The organism is Streptomyces sp. NPDC089919 (assembly GCF_040684615.1).
GTDB lineage: Bacteria > Actinomycetota > Actinomycetes > Streptomycetales > Streptomycetaceae > Streptomyces.
This window is the reverse complement of sequence record NZ_JBFBGK010000049.1, coordinates 1-19,073: the sequence shown is the minus strand read 5'-3', so window position 1 is coordinate 19,073 and position 19,073 is coordinate 1. Positions and strand designations below refer to the sequence as shown.

Annotated in this window: 13 protein-coding genes; 7 read left to right on the top strand and 6 right to left on the bottom strand. The window is 73.0% G+C overall.

Annotated features, from left to right (window positions below):
- Positions 1-83 precede the first annotated feature (83 nt).
- Positions 84-2,642, top strand: coding sequence for an aminopeptidase N (gene pepN, locus AB0O40_RS20440; RefSeq protein ID WP_365043309.1), 2,559 nt, complete (start codon positions 84-86; stop codon positions 2,640-2,642).
- Between the two features lie 234 nt (positions 2,643-2,876).
- Complete coding sequence (locus AB0O40_RS20435; protein WP_365043306.1) at positions 2,877-3,947, top strand: hypothetical protein; 1,071 nt, start codon at positions 2,877-2,879, stop codon at positions 3,945-3,947.
- On the opposite strand, the gene AB0O40_RS20430 is transcribed toward AB0O40_RS20435, so the two are convergent.
- Together AB0O40_RS20430 and AB0O40_RS20425 are read right to left on the bottom strand one after the other, a co-directional pair.
- A complete protein-coding gene (locus AB0O40_RS20430) occupies positions 3,923-4,834 on the bottom strand; it encodes a pyridoxamine 5'-phosphate oxidase family protein (protein ID WP_365043304.1) in 912 nt (303 codons plus the stop codon). The genes AB0O40_RS20435 and AB0O40_RS20430 overlap by 25 nt on opposite strands.
- A gap of 32 nt (positions 4,835-4,866) precedes the next feature.
- Complete coding sequence (locus AB0O40_RS20425) at positions 4,867-5,322, bottom strand: VOC family protein (RefSeq protein ID WP_365043301.1); 456 nt, start codon at positions 5,320-5,322, stop codon at positions 4,867-4,869.
- A gap of 126 nt (positions 5,323-5,448) precedes the next feature.
- Between AB0O40_RS20425 and AB0O40_RS20420 the strand changes: the two genes are divergently transcribed.
- Both AB0O40_RS20420 and AB0O40_RS20415 read left to right on the top strand, forming a co-directional pair.
- Entirely contained in the window at positions 5,449-6,012 is a 564-nt protein-coding gene (locus tag AB0O40_RS20420; RefSeq protein WP_365043298.1) for a CGNR zinc finger domain-containing protein, read from the top strand.
- A 218-nt stretch (positions 6,013-6,230) separates the two neighbouring features.
- Positions 6,231-9,542 (top strand): S8 family serine peptidase, encoded by a 3,312-nt coding sequence (locus tag AB0O40_RS20415; protein WP_365043296.1) that lies wholly within the window; start codon positions 6,231-6,233, stop codon positions 9,540-9,542.
- Between the two features lie 85 nt (positions 9,543-9,627).
- Here AB0O40_RS20415 and AB0O40_RS20410 read toward each other — a convergent pair whose 3' ends face one another.
- Positions 9,628-11,097: a M28 family metallopeptidase gene (locus AB0O40_RS20410; RefSeq protein WP_365043293.1), complete on the bottom strand. Its 1,470-nt coding sequence runs from the start codon at positions 11,095-11,097 to the stop codon at positions 9,628-9,630.
- A gap of 277 nt (positions 11,098-11,374) precedes the next feature.
- On the opposite strand from AB0O40_RS20410, the gene AB0O40_RS20405 reads away from it, so the two are divergent.
- Both AB0O40_RS20405 and pepN (AB0O40_RS20400) read left to right on the top strand, forming a co-directional pair.
- On the top strand, positions 11,375-12,406 hold the full coding sequence (locus AB0O40_RS20405) for an aspartate-semialdehyde dehydrogenase (RefSeq protein ID WP_365043290.1): 1,032 nt from the start codon (positions 11,375-11,377) through the stop codon (positions 12,404-12,406).
- A gap of 147 nt (positions 12,407-12,553) precedes the next feature.
- Positions 12,554-15,133 (top strand): aminopeptidase N, encoded by a 2,580-nt coding sequence (gene pepN, locus AB0O40_RS20400; protein WP_365043287.1) that lies wholly within the window; start codon positions 12,554-12,556, stop codon positions 15,131-15,133.
- Between the two features lie 120 nt (positions 15,134-15,253).
- Here pepN (AB0O40_RS20400) and AB0O40_RS20395 read toward each other — a convergent pair whose 3' ends face one another.
- The 3 genes from AB0O40_RS20395 to AB0O40_RS20385 all read right to left on the bottom strand — a co-directional run bounded on the left by AB0O40_RS20395 (position 15,254) and on the right by AB0O40_RS20385 (position 18,286).
- Positions 15,254-16,171 (bottom strand): LysR family transcriptional regulator, encoded by a 918-nt coding sequence (locus AB0O40_RS20395; RefSeq protein ID WP_365043284.1) that lies wholly within the window; start codon positions 16,169-16,171, stop codon positions 15,254-15,256.
- 49 nt (positions 16,172-16,220) lie between these two features.
- The gene (locus tag AB0O40_RS20390) at positions 16,221-17,177 is read right to left on the bottom strand and encodes a DMT family transporter (protein ID WP_365043281.1); all 957 of its coding nucleotides are present in this window, start codon (positions 17,175-17,177) and stop codon (positions 16,221-16,223) included.
- 149 nt (positions 17,178-17,326) lie between these two features.
- Entirely contained in the window at positions 17,327-18,286 is a 960-nt protein-coding gene (locus AB0O40_RS20385) for an EamA family transporter (protein WP_365043279.1), read from the bottom strand.
- Between the two features lie 152 nt (positions 18,287-18,438).
- Here AB0O40_RS20385 and AB0O40_RS20380 point away from each other — a divergent pair, with 152 nt between their 5' ends.
- Entirely contained in the window at positions 18,439-18,966 is a 528-nt protein-coding gene (locus AB0O40_RS20380; RefSeq protein ID WP_365043276.1) for a MarR family transcriptional regulator, read from the top strand.
- The last annotated feature ends 107 nt before the right edge of the window (positions 18,967-19,073 follow it).

Genomic DNA, 19,073 nt, shown 5'->3' with positions numbered 1-19,073 from the left:
ACCGGCCAACCGCCCTGCGGGTCCGTGCATTCCCCGTGGGAGGATTCGGGCGTCCATGGTGATCACGCACGAAGGAGTGCCCGGTGCCCGGTGAGAATCTGTCCCGCGAGGAGGCCCGCGAGCGGGCCGAACTGCTGTCCGTCGACGCCTACGAGGTCGTGCTCGACCTCCGCTCGGCGGTGGACGAGACCGAACCGGCGGACGGGCCGCGCACCTTCCGCTCGGTGACGACCGTCACGTTCCGCGCGGCCGCCCCGGGCGGGTCCAGCTTCGCGGACCTGATCGCGCCCTCCGTGAACTCCGTCACCCTCAACGGCCGCGCGCTGGACGTGGCCGAGGTCTTCGACGGCGCGCGGATCGCGCTGCCCGGCCTGGCCGCGGAGAACGTCCTGGTCGTCGACGCGAACTGCGCCTACAGCCGGACCGGCGAGGGCATGCACCGCTTCGTCGACCCGGAGGACGGCGAGGTCTACCTCTACACGCAGTACGAGCCGGCCGACGCGCGCCGGGTGTACGCGAACTTCGAGCAGCCCGACCTCAAGGCGCCCTACCGCTTCGAGGTGACGGTGCCCGGCGACTGGCAGGTCTGGAGCAACGGCGCCGAGGAGTCCCGCACCGAGGTGGCCGGCGGCACGGCCGTGCGCTTCGCCGAGACCAAGCCCATCTCCACGTACATCACCTGCGTGGTGGCCGGTCCGTACCACTACGTGACGGACACCTACACCCGCGGGGACCTGGAGATCCCGCTGGGTGCGATGTGCCGCAAGGGGCTGGCCAAGCACTTCGACGCGGACGACGTGTTCCTCGTCACCAAGCAGGGCTTCGACTTCTTCCACGAGAACTTCGACTTCCCCTACCCCTTCGGGAAGTACGACCAGGCCTTCGTGCCCGAGTACAACCTCGGCGCGATGGAGAACCCGGGCATGGTCACCTTCCGCGAGGAGTACATCTTCCGCGGCAAGGTCACCCGGGCGTCCTACGAGCGCCGCTGCAACACGATCCTGCACGAGATGGCGCACATGTGGTTCGGCGACCTGGTCACCATGAAGTGGTGGGACGACCTGTGGCTCAAGGAGTCCTTCGCTGACTTCATGGGCTCCTTCTCGCAGGTCGAGGCCACCCGCTTCGACCAGGCCTGGGTCACCTTCGCCAACAACCGCAAGGCCTGGGCCTACCGGGCCGACCAGCTGCCCTCCACCCACCCGGTCACGGCCGACATCCGCGACCTGGAGGACGCCAAGCTCAACTTCGACGGGATCACCTACTCCAAGGGCGCCTCCGTCCTCAAGCAGCTGGTCGCGTACGTGGGCCGGGACGCCTTCCTCGAGGGCGCGCGGCGCTACTTCAAGGCCAACGCCTACGGGAACACCACGCTGGACGACCTGCTGTCGGTGCTCGGCGAGGTCTCCGGCCGGGACATGGCCGGCTGGTCGCGGGCCTGGCTGCAGACCGCCGGGGTGAACTCCCTGACGCCCGAGCTCACCCTGGACGCGCAGGGCCGGATCACCGAGCTGGCGATCGCCCAGGACGGCGACGAACTGCGCCCGCACCGGGTCGCGGTCGGCCTGTACCGGTCCGAGGCGGGGGCGCTGGTGCGCTACGCCCGGGCCGAGACGGACGTCGCCGGGGCCCGCTCGGTGGTGGCGGAGCTGGCCGGGCAGGAGAAGCCGGACCTGGTCCTGGTCAACGACGACGACCTGACCTACTGCAAGATCCGCTTCGACGCGGGCTCGCTGGCGACGCTGCGGGCGCACCTGGGCGACCTGACCGACCCGCTGGCCCGGGCGCTGTGCTGGTCGGCACTGTGGAACCTGACCCGGGACGGCCTGCTGCCGGCCCGCGACTTCCTCTCGCTCGTACTGGCCTTCGCCGGGCGCGAGTCGGACGTCGGCGTGCTCCAGATGCTGCACGCGCAGGCGCGCACCGCGGTCACGCACTACGGGGCGCCGGACTGGCGCGAGCAGGGCGGCCGGGAGCTGGCCGCCGGGGCCCTGCACGAGCTGCGGCAGGCCGGGCCCGGCTCGGAGCACCAGCTGCTGTGGGCCCGCTGCTTCGCCGCCGCGGCGGCCACCGAGGCGGACCACCAGCTGCTGCTGGGGCTGCTGGAGGGCACCGCCCGCATCGACGGGCTGGAGGTGGACCAGGAGCTGCGCTGGGACCTGCTGGAGCCGCTGGCCGCCGAGGGGCTGGCCGACGAGGCGCGGATCGCGGCCGAACTGGCCCGGGACGACACGGCCTCGGGCAAGCGGCACTCGGTGCGCTGCCTGGCCGCGCGGCCCTCGGAGGCGGTGAAGGCCCAGGCGTGGGCCGCGGTGGTGGAGTCGGACGCGCTGTCGAACGCGCTGGTCGAGGCGACCATCGCGGGCTTCGGGCAGGCGGGGCAGCGCGCGCTGCTGGCGCCGTACACGAAGCCGTACTTCGCGATGCTGGAGCGGCTGTGGGCCGACCGGTCCATCCAGATCGGGATGGACGTCGTCCGGGGGCTGTACCCGGCGCTCCAGGACTCGCCCGAGACCTTGGCCGCCACGGATGCGTGGCTGTCGTCCCACGAGGACGCGGCTCCGGCCCTGCGGCGCCTGGTCCTCGAGTCCCGGGACGACCTCGCCCGGGCCCTGCGGGCCCAGGCCTGCGACGCGGGCTGAGCCCTGCGTAGCAGGGGCTCCGCCCCTGCACCCCGCGCCTCAATCGCCGGCGGGGCCGGATGTGCCCTCCGGGCACACCAGCCCCGCCGGCGGCGGGGGTGACGCGGGGGATCCGGCGCGCGGCGCAGCCCATCGGCACTCGAACGTCCGTACTTTAGGACGGGGTTGTCCGGGTTTGTCGACGGACGTGTAACAACGGTTAGCGGGCCGGGCCGGTGCGGGAACCTCACCGGCATGAACCACGACTCCCCCACCTACGGCGGCCAGACCCCCTCCCGCGGCTCCGCCGTCGCACCCCGCCCCCTGCACCAGCTCACCGGCACCCGCCAGGTGCTCAGCGTCGCCCAGCTGCGCGAGCACGGGGTGACCCCCGCGGTGACCGCCGAGCGGTGCCGGGCCGGCGGGCCCTGGCAGCAGATCCTGCCCGGGGTGTTCCTGCTGCACCCGGGCGCGGCCACCAGCGAGGAGCGGCTGCACGCGGCGCTGCTGTACGCCGGCCGGCCGGCGAGCGGTGCGGTCCCGCAGCAGCCGCCGCTGCCGCACCCGGTGCAGCGGGTGTTCGGGGACGCCATGATCACCGGGCTGGCCGCGCTGGCCCTGTACGGCTTCGCCGCCGCTCCCCCGCTGCCCGCCCTGGAGCAGTTCGACGTCCTGGTGCCGAGCACCCGCCGGCTGCGGTCCACCGGCTGCGTCCGGCTGGTACGCGCGCACACCCCGCCCGCGCCGCAGGAGGTGACCGGGGTGCCGGTGGCGCCGGTGGCCCGGGCGCTGGCGGACGCGGTCGCGGACCTGGCGGACGCGGGGACGGTGCGCCGGCTGCTGAGCGAGGCGGTCCGCGGCGGGTACTGCGAACCGGCCGCCGTGGTGCGGGAGCTGACCCTGGCCCGGCTGCTGAACCGGCCGCACGTGGTCGACGCGGTGGACTCGCTGCTGGCCGAGGGCCGGGCCATCGCGGAGGACCGGCTCTACCGGCTGGTCCGGGAGTACGGGCTGCCGGACCCGGTGTGGAACGTGGACCTGCGGCTGCCCGGCGGCCCGCACCTCGGCGGGGTGGACGCCTACTGGCCCGACCACGCGGTCGCGGTCGAGCTGGACACCCGCGCCCCGCGCCAGGGCGAGGACGAGCAGTGGTCGGAGTACGCCCGCAAGCGGGAGCACCTGGAGCGGCTGGGCCTGACGGTCGTGTACATCACCCCGCGCAAGCTGCGCGACCACGCCGAGCAGCAGGCCACCGTCGTCCGGACCGCGCTGACCGCCTCCGGGGACCGGGAGCCGGCCTCCTACGTGGTGGTGCTGCCCCGGTGAGGGACCGGCGGGTTGGCCGGGGAGTACTCCGGGGCACTCCAGCGCAGCCGGCCCGGGTGCTCGCTCTCGACCGCCTCCTCGAGGGTGAAGCGGACGGTGCGGGAGCCGTCCGGGGCGAACTCGGTCCGGGCCCGGCCGGTGAGCTGGAGGGTGCGGCCGCTCTCCCAGTCGGGCAGGAGCAGCCCGGCCCGGGAGTCCTCGGCGAGGTTGCCGAGGGTGAGGAACATGGCGTTGCCGGGGTAGTCGGGCCAGGCCAGTTCGGTCGGGGAGAGCACCTCGACGAAGCCGGGGTTGCCGCCGCGGTGGCTGGCGTCGGTGCCGCCGCCGGCGGTGGTGGCCACGAAGAAGGTGTCGGCGGCCCGGACGGCCCGGACCTGGTCGGCGTCCAGGGCCCCGGAGCGCCGCAGGACCCCGGGGCCCTCGCGCAGCAGCTCCACCGGGTGCCGCCGCTGGAGGTACTTGGGGCAGTTGGCGAAGACCCGCTCGGCCTCGACGGCGAAGCCCCGGGCGGTGGGCCCGGCGGTGCCGTTGAGCCGCATCCGGCGGCGGGTGGCGGGGTCGAGGGCGAGGGTGCCGACGGAGGTGCCGTCCTCGGCCAGGACCCCGGCCAGCGGGTCGCCCGCCGGGAGCCCGCCCGCGACGGTGATCCGGCCGGGCCCGGTGGCCCGTACGAAGCCGGGCGGGCCGGTGAGCAGCGAGGCCCACAGCCGTCCGGCGCCGTCGGCGGCGCCGACCACCAGCGTCGGCTGCCGCTCCAGGAAGGCGGCGGCCACCTCGCGGATGCCGGGGCCGATGCTGCGGCCGACGTGCTCGGCCGGGCCGCGCACGCCGACGCGGTCCTGCAGGGCGAGTGAGCCCCGGTGATAGGGGCCCGCGGTATTGGTCATGGTGGCCGCCTTCCTGTGCGGTCGGTGTCTGCCTAGAAGAAACCGCAGGTGGGGCCGTCGGCGGTGGGGGCCGGGGTGCCTTCGAGGCCGTGCGGTACGGAGATCTCCAGCCGGGTGCCGTCCGGGTCGTGGAAGAAGATGCCGCCGGAGGCCGCGCCCTCGCGGTGGGCGACCACGCCGTCGTAGGCGAAGGTCACGCCCCGTTCGCGCAGCCGGGTCTCGAACCGCCGCACCTCGTCGGCGGAGCCGGCCGAGAAGGCCAGGTGGTGCAGGCCCGCGGCGGTGGCCGCGTAGCCGTCCGCCGCCTGCTCCCACAGCGTCAGGACGAGGGTGCCGTCCTGGCCGAGGAAGGCGTAGCGGCGGTCGGCCTCCTTGCCCTCGCCCAGCAGCTGGAAGCCGAGTGCGTCCCGGTAGAAGTCCAGCGACCGCTCCAGCTCCGTGACGTTCAGCCCGATGTGGCCGGTGTTCAGCGTGCCGACAGCCGACATGGCTGCCCCCTCTCGATCCTGTTCCCCGAGGCCGGTTCTAACCTCTTAATTCGACTTTAGGGGTTAGGGGCGGGGGCGTCAACCGGTCACGTACCCTTGAGTGGTTAGCTCGGAGGAGGAGGCAGGGTGGCCACGACGACGGATCCGCGCCCGCTGACCGGGGAGCCGGTCGCGCTGGACCTGCTGAACACGCGGTGGATGAAGGAGGGCGAGCTCCAGGACCTCTTCGCCGGGGCGGCCGGGCTGACCCGGACCGAGGGCCTGGCGGTCTGGCTCGCCTCGAACGGCCTCGACCGCCGCTTCCGCGCCGACGCGCCCACCCTGGTCCACCTGCTGACCGCCCGCGAGGCACTGGCCCGGGCCGTCGCGGACCCCGCGGACCCGGCCGCCCTGACCCTGGTCGACGCGGTGCTGGACCACGGCCGGATCCGGCTGCGGGTGGGCCCGGGCGGCACCACCGAGGAACCGGACTTCACCGACCGCACCTGGGGCCCGGCCTGGACCACCGCCCGGAACCTCGTGGACCTCCTGGACAAGGGCGCGGACCGGATCCACAAGTGCGCCTCGGACACCTGTGTCCTGCACTTCTTCGACACCTCGCGCAACGGCACCCGGCGCTGGTGCTCCATGGCCGCCTGCGGGAACCGCGCCAAGGCGGCCCGCCACTACGCGCGTTCGCGCGACCACTAGCCGGTAGACAAGTCGACAATCCAGGCCCGCGACGGGCATGCGGATCGACCCGGTATCAACCGGTCCGTCCCTGCTGACGCATCAGGGCCCGTGGCGGGTCTCCGCCATGACGGGCACGCGTCAATAACAACCCTCCCCAAACAGCTGTCCCTTGCGCAAAGCTCCGGTCATCCGGCACCGAAATCCGGACCGTACCTTTCACTTATGCAGGGATGCTGATGACCCTCGAATCCCCCAGCTCCATATCCGCGGCCAGACGCGCTGCCCGCGTCGCCGCCGCCGCGGGTCTGGTCGCCGCTCTGGTGACCGGCGCCCCGGCCGTGGCCTTCGCCGCGCAGGCCGACGGCCCGTCCACCACCGCCCCGGTCAAGTCCGCCGACGACAAGCTCGGTTCGATCGACGCGGAGCTGCTCGCCCAGGCCGAGTCCAAGGGCGACAAGACCGTCACCGCGATGATCGCCACCGCCCCGGGCGCCACCGAGCAGGTCGCCGCCCAGCTCGACGCGGTACCCGGCGCCTCCGTGGGCCAGACCTACGACAAGCTCGGCTACGTGCGCGCCACGCTGCCGACCGCCACGGCGGACGCGGCCCTCAAGGCCGCCGCGAAGCTGTCCTCGGTGCAGGGCATCGACCTGAAGCAGGACATCAGGCTCGACGACCCGACGCCGGCCGGCGACCGCGGGAAGGGAGCCGCTGGTGCGATCAGCGGCAGCTACCCGGCGCCCGGCAAGGACACCCCCGCGAAGAACCCGTACAACCCGAACTTCGAGACGGGCGCGGTCAAGTTCGTCCAGCAGCACCCCCAGGCCGACGGCCGGGGCGTGACCATCGGCATCCTGGACTCCGGCGTGGACCTGGGCCACCCGGCCCTGCAGAAGACCACCACCGGCGAGCGCAAGATCGTCGACTGGGTCACCGCGACCGACCCGCTGACCGACGCGGACGGCACCTGGCGCGCCCAGATCACCCCGGTCTCGGGCACCGAGTTCACCGCGGGCGGCCAGACCTGGAAGGCCCCCGCGGGCTCGTACCAGTGGAGCCGCTTCTCGGAGTCGGTCACCGCCACCGGTGACGAGGCGGGCGACGTCAACCGCGACGGCGACACCACCGACCGGTTCGGCATGCTGTACGACCCGGCCGCCGGGACCGTGCGCGTGGACACCGACCAGGACGGCGACTTCACGAACAACGAGCCGATGAAGCCGTACAAGGACGGCTTCCAGGTCGGCTACTTCGGGACCGACAACCCGGCCACCGACGTGGTCGAGCGCATCCCGTTCGTGGTGGAGATCCGCAAGGACGTCCCGATGGACCCGCTGGGCGGTCCCTGGGTCGGCCAGAAGGCGGACTTCGTCAACATCGGCATCATCGAGTCCGAGCACGGCACCCACGTCGCGGGCATCACCGCGGCCAACAGCCTGTTCGGCGGCAAGATGAACGGCGCCGCCCCCGGCGCCAAGATCGTCTCCTCGCGCGCCTGCTCCTGGAGCGGCGGCTGCACCAACGTCGCGCTGACCGAGGGCATGATCGACCTGGTCGCCAACCGCGGCGTGGACATCGTCAACATGTCCATCGGCGGCCTGCCGGCGCTCAACGACGGCAACAACGCGCGCGCCGCGCTCTACAAGCGCCTGATCGACACCTACGGCGTCCAGCTGGTGATCTCCGCGGGCAACTCCGGCCCCGGCATCAACACCATCGGCGACCCCGGCCTGGCGGACAAGGTCATCTCCGTCGGCGCCGCGGTCTCCAAGGAGACCTGGGCCGCCAACTACGGCTCGGTCGTGGACAAGAAGTACGCGATGTTCCCCTTCTCCTCGCGCGGTCCGCGTGAGGACGGCGGCTTCACGCCCACGATCTCGGCCCCCGGTGCCGCGATCAACTCGGTCCAGACCTGGCTGCCGGGCTCCCCGGTCGCCGAGGCGGGCTACCCCCTGCCGGCCGGCTACGCGATGCTCCAGGGCACCTCGATGGCCTCGCCGCAGGCCGCCGGCGCCTCGGCGCTGCTGATCTCGGCCGCGAAGAAGGAGGGCATCGCCCTCACCCCGGCCACCCTGCGCACCGCGCTGACCAGCACCGCGAAGAAGATCGACGGTGTCCAGGCGCACGAGCAGGGCGCGGGCCTGATGGACATCGTCGGCGCCTGGGACTCCATCCAGCGCGGCGCGAACGCCTACGACTACACCGTCAAGGCGCCGGTCGACACCGCTCTCGACCAGTTCCTCGCGGAGCCGGGCTTCGGCACCGGCCTGTACGACCGCGAGGGCGGTCTGAAGGCCGGCAAGAAGAAGACGTACAACGTCACCGTCACCCGCACCACGGGCCCGAAGTACGGCCTGCGCACCAACCTGAACTGGAAGTACAACGACGGCACCTTCAAGGCGCTGACGGACTACGACTACATCACCCTGCCGCTGAACAAGCCGGTCACCGTCAAGGTGCAGGCGGCCCCCAAGGCCGCGGGCGTGCACAGCGCGATCCTCGAGCTGGACGACGAGTCCACCGAGGGCGTCGACAAGCAGATCCTCACCACCGTCGTGGCCGCCACCGACCTGGTGAAGCCGGACTTCGGCCTCACCTCCACCTCGTCGGTCCAGCGCAACAGCCACAAGACGTACTTCGTGACGGTCCCGCAGGGCGCCAAGAGCCTCGAGGTGTCCCTGGGCGGCCTCGCCGAGGGCAGCCAGACCCGCTTCATCTCGATCCACCCGTACGGCACGCCGGTCGAGAACACCGCGACCACCATGTGCTACCCGAACTACACCAACCCGGCGAACACCTGCCGCCCCGACCTGCGGTCGTACCCGAACCCGCAGCCGGGCGTCTGGGAGGTCGAGGTCGAGGCGCGCCGCACCTCGCCGCTGCTGGACAACCCCTTCACCCTGAAGGCCACCGTCCTCGGTGCCGCCTTCGACCCCGCGGTCAAGGTGCTCCCCGAGGTCAAGGCCGGCGTCCCCACGGACGTCACCTGGAACCTGAAGAACGACTTCGCCGGCATCAAGGGCGGCAAGCTCCAGGGCGGTTCGCTCGGCTCCGCCAAGGTCGCCAAGCCCACCATCAACGAGGGTGACACCCAGACCACCGAGGTCGTCCTCGGCGCCGGTGTGGAGCGCCTGGACGTGGCCATCGGCAACGTCTCGGACGCCGCGGCCGACCTGGACCTCGAGGTCTACAAGGACGGCGTGAAGGTCGGCTCCTCCGCGGACGGCGACTCCGAGGAGGCCGTGACCCTGGTCAACCCGGCCGCGGGCACCTACCAGATCAAGGTCATCGGGTACGCGGTCGGCGCCGCCGGCACCACGTACGACTACCGGGACGTGTACTACTCCAACGGCCTCGGCGCGGTCACCGTCGACGCCGCGTCCTCGGTCGACCTGGCCAACGGCGCCACGGCGGCCGTCGGCGCCAAGGTCCTGGTCAACGGCCCGGCCCCGGAGGGACGTCAGTTCTTCGGCCAGGTCCAGCTGCTGAACGCGGGCGGCACCGCCGCGGGCACCGGCAGCGTCCAGATCGAGACCGTCACCCCGTAGTGACGGCGCCGGTCCCCTGACGGGGGCCGGGTACGCGTGAGGGGCGGGTGCCGTGGGCACCCGCCCCTTCCGCTTGCCCGCGGGGTCAGTCCGCGAGCGGTCCCAGGTCCCGGGCGTAGGTGCCGACCGCGTGGGCCACCACGTCCAGGTTGGTGTCGAAGGCCTTCAGGTCCAGGTTCTTCAGGGTGTCGCCGGCCCCGTGGTAGTTCGGGTCGTACGGCTGCCCGGCCGTGCCGCCGTAACGGGCGGCCTGCTCGGGCGTCTTGACGCCCTCGGCGCCGGTGAAGGTGCCGCCCGCCGGGATGCCCTGCGCGATGAACGGGCCGTAGTCGGAGCGGCCGTCGAAGTCGCTGCCCTCGTGGGCCTTGCCCCGGCGGTCCAGGAAGCCGTTGATCAGCGCCTCGATCCGGGCCGAGCCGGCCGGGCCGGCGCCCGCGCCGACGTGGTCCGAGTCGTCGCCGTCGTAGACGAACTGCGCCGGGTTGGGCGAGGCGATCATGTCGAAGTTCAGGTAGAGCGCGATGTCCCGGCGCTGCCGGTCGGTGAGCGAGGCGACGTAGTGCTCGGAACCGAGCAGCCCCAGCTCCTCGGCCGACCACCAGGCGAAGCGGACCTTGTTCTTCACCTTCTCCTTCGAGGCGGCGAGCTTGAGGGCGACCTCCAGCAGCGCGGCCGAGCCGGAGCCGTTGTCGTTGATCCCGGGGCCCTCGGGGACCGAGTCGAGGTGGCTGCCGACCGCGACCACCCGGTCGGCGCGGCCGCCGCGGGTCTCGGCGATGACGTTGCGGGTCTTCTTCTTGATGTGCTGCTGGTCCAGGTCGAGGCGGACCTTCACCCCGCCCGCGGCGGCCGCCGCGGCCAGCGCCTCGCCGTCGGCGAGGGTGATGCCCGCGCTGGGGATGCGGCCGGCGGCCGGCGCCCCGAAGGAGCCGCGGACCGGGGTGGTGCCGCTGTGGTTGTAGACGACCAGGCCGGCGGCGCCGGCCGCGGCGGCGGCCCGCTCCTTCTCCTCGAAGGTGCAGCTGCCCCGCTTGACCAGGGCGATCTTGCCCGTGAAGGCGCCGGCCGGGTAGTCGGCGGCGTCGCAGCCGGGGGTCTCGTCCGCCCGGACCGGGGCCAGCTCGGCGGTCAGGCCGCCCGCCGGGGTCGAGGGGGTGAAGGTGAAGGCGGCCGTGGTCAGCTCCCGGGCGCCGGACCCCAGCACGGCCAGCTTCTCGGTCCGGGTGCGCGCCTCGTGGATGTCGAAGTCCTGGTAGGCGACCCGGTAGCCGGCCTTCTTCAGCGTCTCGTAGACGTAGGCGCTGGAGGCCCGGTGGCCGGGGGTGCCGGCGGCCCGGTTGCCGCCGTGGGCGTCGGCTATCCGCTGGAACGTCCGCAGGTGCCGGTAGGCGCCCTGGGCCGAGACCTCCTTCACCAGCCGGCGGGCCAGATCGGTGGAGCCGGCCGGGCGCTCGTGGGCCACGGCGGGTGCGGCGGCGAGCAGGACGGGTGCGGCGACGGCGGCGGCCGTGGCGGCGGCGAGGGCCGCTATGGAGCGGTGGCGGTGGGCGGGCACGGTGGTTCTCCCCCTGGATGGCGGTGCGGTCGGTTCGGCCGCGTTCGAGGACCGGAACGACTGTCCGGATATCGGTCACGGCTGACAGGACCGTAATCGGCACATCCGCCCCGGACCGGCCGAAACGGGCTCCCGCAACAGACCCGCCACGAGTTCGTCACACCGGGCCGCGCGACGCGGTCCGCACTACGGACAATGGATTGGACAAAGTGCCCGGGGTCGCACGCATGATGGGGACCGGACGCCAGCCGCGTCCCACGCACCAGAAGGAGTCACCGTGAGGGTCGGAATCGTCGGAGCCACCGGTCAGGTCGGCGGAGTCATGCGCCGGATTCTCGCCGAGCGGAAGTTCCCGGTGGACACGCTCCGCCTCTTCGCCTCCGCCCGGTCCGCCGGCTCCACGATCGAGTGGGAGGGCCGCGAGATCACCATCGAGGACGCCTCCACCGCCGACTACACCGGCCTGGACATCGTGCTCTTCTCCGCCGGCGGCGCCACCTCCAAGGCCCTCGCCGAGAAGGTCGCCGGCCAGGGCGCCGTGGTGATCGACAACTCCTCCGCCTGGCGCCGGGACCCCGAGGTCCCCCTGGTCGTCTCCGAGGTCAACCCGGACGCGATCAAGGACCGCCCCAAGGGCATCATCGCCAACCCGAACTGCACCACCATGGCGGCCATGCCGGTGCTGCGCCCGCTCCACCAGGAGGCCGGCCTCACCGCGCTGATCGCCACCACCTACCAGGCCGTCTCCGGCTCCGGCCTGGCCGGCGTGGCCGAGCTGAAGGACCAGGCCTGCGCGGTGGCCGAGAAGGCCGACCAGCTGGCCTTCGACGGCGAGGCCGTGGAGTTCCCCGAGCCCGCCGTGTACAAGCGCCCCATCGCGTACAACGTGGTGCCGCTGGCCGGCAACCTGGTCGACGACGGCTCCTTCGAGACCGACGAGGAGCAGAAGCTCCGCCACGAGTCCCGCAAGATCCTCGGCATCCCGGAGCTCAAGGTCTCCGGCACCTGCGTGCGCGTCCCGGTCTTCTCCGGCCACTCCCTCCAGGTCAACGCCCGCTTCGACCGCCCGATCAGCGTCGAGCGCGCCACCGAGCTGCTGGCCGGGGCCCCCGGCGTCGAGCTCTCCGAGATCCCGACCCCGCTCCAGGCGGCCGGCAAGGACGCCTCGTACGTCGGCCGCATCCGCGTGGACGAGACGGTCGAGAACGGCCTCGCGCTCTTCCTCTCCAACGACAACCTCCGCAAGGGCGCGGCGCTGAACGCCGTCCAGATCGCGGAGCTGGTGGCGGAAGAGCTGCGCCGGGCCTGACCGGCGGCGGATCTTCCAGGGTCGGCCCGCCGGGCCCGGAAGATCTGCGGAATCCAGACGAAAAGGGCGGACACCCTATTGGGTGTCCGCCCTTCGGTCTGGCGTGCAAGGATGACCGCGACCGTCACCATCGAAGGAGATGAACGCGTGCCTGGCACGAACCTGACCCGCGAAGAGGCTCAGCAGCGGGCGAAGCTGCTCACCGTCGACTCGTACGAGATCGACCTCGACCTGAGCGGCGCGCAGGAGGGCGGGACCTACCGGTCCGAGACCGTCGTCCGCTTCGACTCGGCCGAGGCCGGGGCCACGACCTTCATCGACCTGGTCGCGCCGGCCGTCCACGAGGTCGTCCTCAACGGCAAGTCGCTGGACGTCGCGGCCGTCTTCCGGGACTCCCGGATCGAGCTCCCGCACCTGGCCGCGGGGGCCAACGAGCTGAAGGTCGTCGCGGACTGCGCCTACACCAACACCGGTGAGGGCCTGCACCGCTTCGTCGACCCGGTCGACGAGCAGGCGTACCTCTACACCCAGTTCGAGGTCCCGGACGCGCGCCGGGTGTTCGCCTCCTTCGAGCAGCCCGACCTGAAGGCGACCTTCGCCTTCACCGTCAAGGCGCCCGAGGGCTGGACGGTCATCTCCAACTCGCCCACCCCCGAGGTGCCGGCGGACCAGGTCTGGCGCTTCGAGCCGACCCCGCGGATCTCCACCTACATCACCGCGCTGATCGTGGGCCCGTACCACGCCGTGCACAGCTCGTACGAGAAGGACGGCAGGACCGTCCCGCTGGGCATCTACTGCCGCCCCTCGCTGGCCGAGTTCCTGGACGCGGACGCGATCTTCGACGTCACCCGGCAGGGCTTCGACTGGTTCCAGGAGAAGTTCGCCTACGACTACCCCTTCGCGAAGTACGACCAGCTCTTCGTGCCGGAGTTCAACGCGGGCGCGATGGAGAACGCCGGTGCGGTCACCATCCGCGACCAGTACGTCTTCCGCTCGAAGGTGACGGACGCGGCCTACGAGGTGCGCGCCGAGACCATCCTGCACGAGCTGGCGCACATGTGGTTCGGCGACCTGGTCACCATGGAGTGGTGGAACGACCTGTGGCTCAACGAGTCCTTCGCCACCTACACCTCGATCGCCTGCCAGGCCTACGCGCCGGGCTCGAAGTGGCCGCACGCCTGGACCACCTTCGCGAACTCCATGAAGACCTGGGCGTACCGGCAGGACCAGCTGCCCTCCACGCACCCGATCATGGCGGACATCCGTGACCTGGACGACGTCCTGGTCAACTTCGACGGCATCACCTACGCCAAGGGCGCCTCGGTGCTCAAGCAGCTGGTGGCGTACGTCGGCCAGGACGAGTTCTTCAAGGGCGTGCAGGCCTACTTCAAGGCCCACGCCTTCGGCAACACCCGCCTGTCCGACCTGCTGGGCGCGCTGGAGGAGACCTCCGGCCGCGACCTGAAGACCTGGTCGAAGGCGTGGCTGGAGACGGCCGGCATCAACGTGCTGCGCCCGGTGATCGAGACCGACGAGCACGGGGTCATCACCTCCTTCACCGTCCGCCAGGAGGCCCCCGCGCTGCCGGCCGGCGCCCAGGGCGAGCCGGTGCTGCGCCCGCACCGCATCGCGATCGGCTTCTACTCGATGGACGACGCCAGCGGGAAGCTGCTGCGCGAGCGCCGGCTCGAGCTGGACATCGCGGCGGCCGAGCTGACCGAGGTCGCCGAGCTGGTGGGCCACCACCGCCCGGACGTCGTGCTGCTCAACGACGACGACCTGTCCTACGCGAAGGTCCGCCTCGACGAGGTCTCGCTGGCCAACGTCACCGCGCACCTGGGCGACTTCGAGGCCTCGCTGCCGCGCGCGCTGTGCTGGGCCTCCGCCTGGGACATGACCCGCGACGGCGAGCTGGCCACCCGCGACTACCTCGCTCTGGTGCTCTCGGGCATCGCCAAGGAGTCGGACATCGGCGTGGTGCAGTCGCTGCACCGCCAGGTGAAGCTGGCCGTGGACCTGTACGCGGACCCGGCCTGGCGTGAGAGCGGCCTGGCCACCTGGACGGAGGCCACGCTGGAGCACCTGCGCGCGGCCGAGCCGGCCAGCGACCACCAGCTGGCGTGGGCCCGGGCCTTCGCGGACACCGCCCGCACCCCGGAGCAGCTGGACCTGCTGTCGGCGCTGCTGGACGGCTCCGAGAGCATCGAGGGCCTGGCCGTGGACACCGAGCTGCGCTGGGCGTTCGTGGAGCGGCTGGCGGCCACCGGCCGCGCCGACGAGAAGGCCATCGCGGCCGAGCTGGAGCGGGACAAGACGGCGGCCGGCGAGCGGCACGCCGCCACCGCCCGCGCGGCCCGTCCCACCGCCGAGGCCAAGGCCGAGGCCTGGGCCTCGGTGGTGGAGTCCGCGGACCTGCCGAACGCCGTGCAGGAGGCCGTCATCGGCGGCTTCGTCCAGACCGACCAGCGCGAGCTGCTGGCCCCCTACGCCGAGAAGTACTTCGCGGCGGTCAAGGGCGTGTGGGACACCCGCAGCCACGAGATCGCGCAGCAGATCGCGGTGGGCCTGTACCCGTCGCTGTCGGTCTCCCGCGAGACGCTGGACGCGACGGACGCCTGGCTGACCGCGGCCGAGCCGAACGCCGCGCTGCGCCGCCTGGTCTCCGAGTCCCGCTCGGGCGTCGAGCGCGCCCTGAAGGCCCAGGCCGCCGACGCCGCGGCGGGCTGACCGCCCCCGCGCACGCACGCCGGTGCCCCGGCCCGCTCCGGCGGGCCGGGGCACCGGCGTTCCCGCCCCCGGACCCGGCGTACCCGGCCCGTCGGCCGCCGGGCCTTCCGCCGCCGCGCCTCACCCCGGCGGGGACTCCGTCCGGGAACCGGCCGCGGCGCGCAGCGCGGCCAGGGCGCGGGCCAGGGCCGGGGCGGTGTCGGCGCCTCGGCGGGTAGCGGCGACGACGTGCCGGGTGGGGCGGTCGTGCGGCAGGGCCCGGACGGTGACGCCGGGGGCGCGGCTGGCGGCCATCCGGGGCACCAGCGCCACCCCCATGTCCGCCTCGACCATGGCGAGGATCGAGGTCCAGCCGGCCGCCGAGTGGGCCTGCTCGGGCACGAAACCGGCCGCCTCGCACGCGGTCCTGGTGATCTCCGACCAGGGGCCGCTGCCGCCGAAGATCCAGCGTTCGGCGGCCAGGTCGGCGAGGCGCAGGTCCGCCGCCCCGGCCAGCGGGTGCCCCGGCGGCAGGGCCACGTCCAGCGGGTCGGCCAGCAGCGGGATCCGGGTGAAGCGCGGGTCGGCGGCGGTGGGGGCGTGGGCCGCCAGGGACAGCGCCAGGTCCACCTCGCCCGCGGACAGCAGCTCGTAGGACTCGGCCGCCTCCGACTCCCGTACCCGCACCTCCAGATCGGGGTGGGTGCGGCGCAGCTCGCGCACGGCCGGCACGACCAGGGCGGGCACGGCGGTGGAGAAGGCCGCGATCCGCACCTCGCCGGCCTCCCCCTGCACGTAGGAGGCCAGCTCGGCGTCGGCGCGTTCGAGCTGGGCGAAGACGGCGCCGGTGTGCCGCAGGACGAGGTGCGCGGCGTCGGTGAGCCGGACCCGGCGGCCCTGGGCCTCCAGCAGGGGTACGCCGAGCTGCTTGGCGAGGTTGGTCAGCTGCTGCGAGACGGCGCTGGGGGTCATGCGGAGCGCCGTCGCGGTCGCCGTCACCGTCCCGTGCTCGCTGAGCGTGCGCAGGATCATGAGTTTGCGGAGGTCCCACTCGGTCATGCCCTGCAACCTACGCGCCGCCCGCCCCTGCGGACCCGCCGCCCGCCGGCTACTTCCGGGCGCCCAGGATCACCCCGCCCAGGATCAGGCCCATGCACAGCAGTTGGCGGGCGTCGGTGGTCTCGCCCAGGAGGGCGAAGGAGAGGAGGACCACGCAGACCGGCTGGAGGTAGTAGACGGCTCCGGCGCGGGCGGCGCCGATCAGGGAGACGGCCTTGTTCCAGGCGAAGAAGGCGAGGGCGGAGGAGAGGACGCCGACGTAGCAGAGCGGTCCGACCGTGCCGGGGGCGGCGGCGAAGCCGCCCTGGAGGGCCAGCGAGGCCGCGTACGCCGGGGCCAGCAGCAGCGCGCCGATCAGGAAGGTGGCGAAGAGGAAGGCCGGGCCGCCCAGTTCGGCCGGCTTGCGCCGCAGCAGCGCGCTGTACGAGGCGAAGGCGAGGGCCGCGCCGAACATCCACAGGTCACCGGTGGCGAGGCCGGTGCCGGCCGCTCCTCCGCCGACCAGGAACAGCACCCCGCCGGCCGCGACCAGCAGCCCGGTGGTGCGGCGGGCGCCCAGCCGTTCGCCGCCGAGCCGGGAGAACAGCGCCATGACCACCGGCGAGGCGGCCATGATCATGCCCATGTTGGCGGCGGAGGTGGTCAGTCCGGCCTGGTTGACCAGGGTGTTGTAGACGGTGACGCCCAGCAGCGCGGCCAGCGTCACGTAGCCGAGGTGGGCCCGCAGCGCGGCCCGCTCGCGCCAGGCGTGCCGGGCCGCGAAGGGCGCGACCGCGGCCAGCGCGATCAGCCAGCGCCAGAAGGCGGCCTGCACCGGCGGCACGCTGTCGTGCAGCCCCCGGGCGGCGACGAAGCTGCCGGACCACACGACCGTGGCCACGAGGGCCAGCAGCACGCCGAGACCGGCGGCTCCCGTCCGGGCCCGGCGGGCCGGGGCGCCGGCCGGCCCGTCGGCCCGCCCCCCGTCCTGCTGCGGTGCGGTGCGGACCCGGTCCATGACGGTCACGGTGTGCCTGCCTCTCTGTCCTGAACGCCGCCGATCCCCGGGGCGGGGGCCCCGGGGATCCGATCGGTCACGGCTTCTTGTGGAGCTACCGTCGCACTCCGGCATTCGTCAGGTCCATCGAAAACTTTCGACTGGTCTTTTCAGGTTTACTAAACAGTCTTCGCCATGGCCGCCCGGGCTCCCGCCGTCGGCTCGGGCCGGACCTCGACCACCGGCTCCAGCGGAGCCACCGCGGCCGGAGCCGCCTTCGCGGCCTGGCCACCGGTCTGCCCGAAGAGGGTCGCTCCGAAGGCCACCGCCATGCCCGCCAGCTGGAGCGGCGAGAGCGCCTGCCCGAGGGCGGCCCAGCCGATCACGGCGGCGGTCAGCGGCGACAGCGGGCCGAGCAGGGTCACCGAGGTGGCGCTCAGCCGGCCGATGCCGCGGAACCAGAGCCAGTAGCCGACCGCGGTGTTGACCAGCGCGAGGTAGCCGTACCCGGCGAGCGCCCGGCCGTCCAGGGCCGGCGGCGCGCCCTCGAAGACCGCGGCGACCGGCAGGATCAGCAGGCCGCCCGCGGTCAGCTGCCAGCCGGTCACGGCCAGCGGGCCGACGCCCTCGGGGCGCCCCCAGCGCTTGGTCATCACGGTGCCGGCGGCCATCGAGGCCGAGGAGGCGAGTCCGGCCAGTACGCCGGCCAGGTCCAGCGCGGCGCCGGCCTTGAGGACCACCATGCTGACGCCGAAGGCGGCGCCGACCGCCGCCAGCAGCTGCCGGCGGGTGGCCCGCTCGCCCAGCAGCAGGGCGGCGAGACCGGCGACGAAGAGCGGGCCGACCGAGCCGATGACCGCCGCGACTCCGCCGGGCAGCCGGTAGGCCGCCAGGAAGAGGAGCGGGAAGAAGGCACCGATGTTGAGCGCCCCGAGCACCGCCGACTTCCACCACCAGGCGCCGCGCGGCAGCGTCCGGGTGATCGCGACCAGCAGCAGCCCGGCGGGGAGCGCCCGGACCAGGGCGGTGAAGAGCGGCCGGTCCGGCGGCAGGAACTCGGTGGCCACCGCGTAGGTCGACCCCCAGGAGGCGGGGGCGAGGGCGGTCAGGGCGATGACGGTGGCGCGGTTCGGCTTCATGGCGGGTCCTCCCCTTGGATCGCAACGGCTCCGGGCGGATCGCCGTTGCCTCGCTGAGAAGTATCTTACGCATGATTTGCTTAGTGGCAAGCTACTTGCTCGCAAGCAACCTGGGTTGCGGTGGAGCGGAGAACCCGCAGATACTGCGGGCCATGAACGACAGGGCCCAGCACGACTCACCCGCACCGGCCGCCGAGGACGACGCCGTCGATGCCATCCGCGCCCAGTGGAACGCGGTCCGCCCCGACCTCGACGTCAGCCCCATGGGGGTGTTCGGTCGGATCTACCGGATCAGCAAGGCCGTCGGCGACGCGGTGGAGAAGGCGTACAACAAGCACGGGATCTCGCGCGGCGAGTTCGACGTCATCGCCACGCTGCGGCGCTCCGGGGAGCCCTACACGCTCTCGCCCCGGCAGCTCTCCGCCACCCTCATGCTCACCACCGGGGGGATGACCGGGCGGCTGGACAAACTGGAGCGGGCCGGACTGCTGGAGCGCCGGCCCGACCCGCACGACCGGCGCGGCCTCCAGGTCACCCTGACCCAGGCGGGGTTCGACCTGGTCGAGACGACGGTGGTGGCCGGACTCGAGGTCCAGTACGAGGCCCTGGCCGGCTTCTCCCCCGAAGAGACGGCCCAGCTCACCGGACTCCTACGACGCCTCCTCGCCGACGCGGGCTAGCCGGGCGGGGCGGTCGGGATGGGCGGGGAGCGCCGCTTGACGCGGGGACCCGCCCATCCACCCGACACCGCCCTCGGGGTCCTGGAGTGACCGCGCGCGTAATCGCC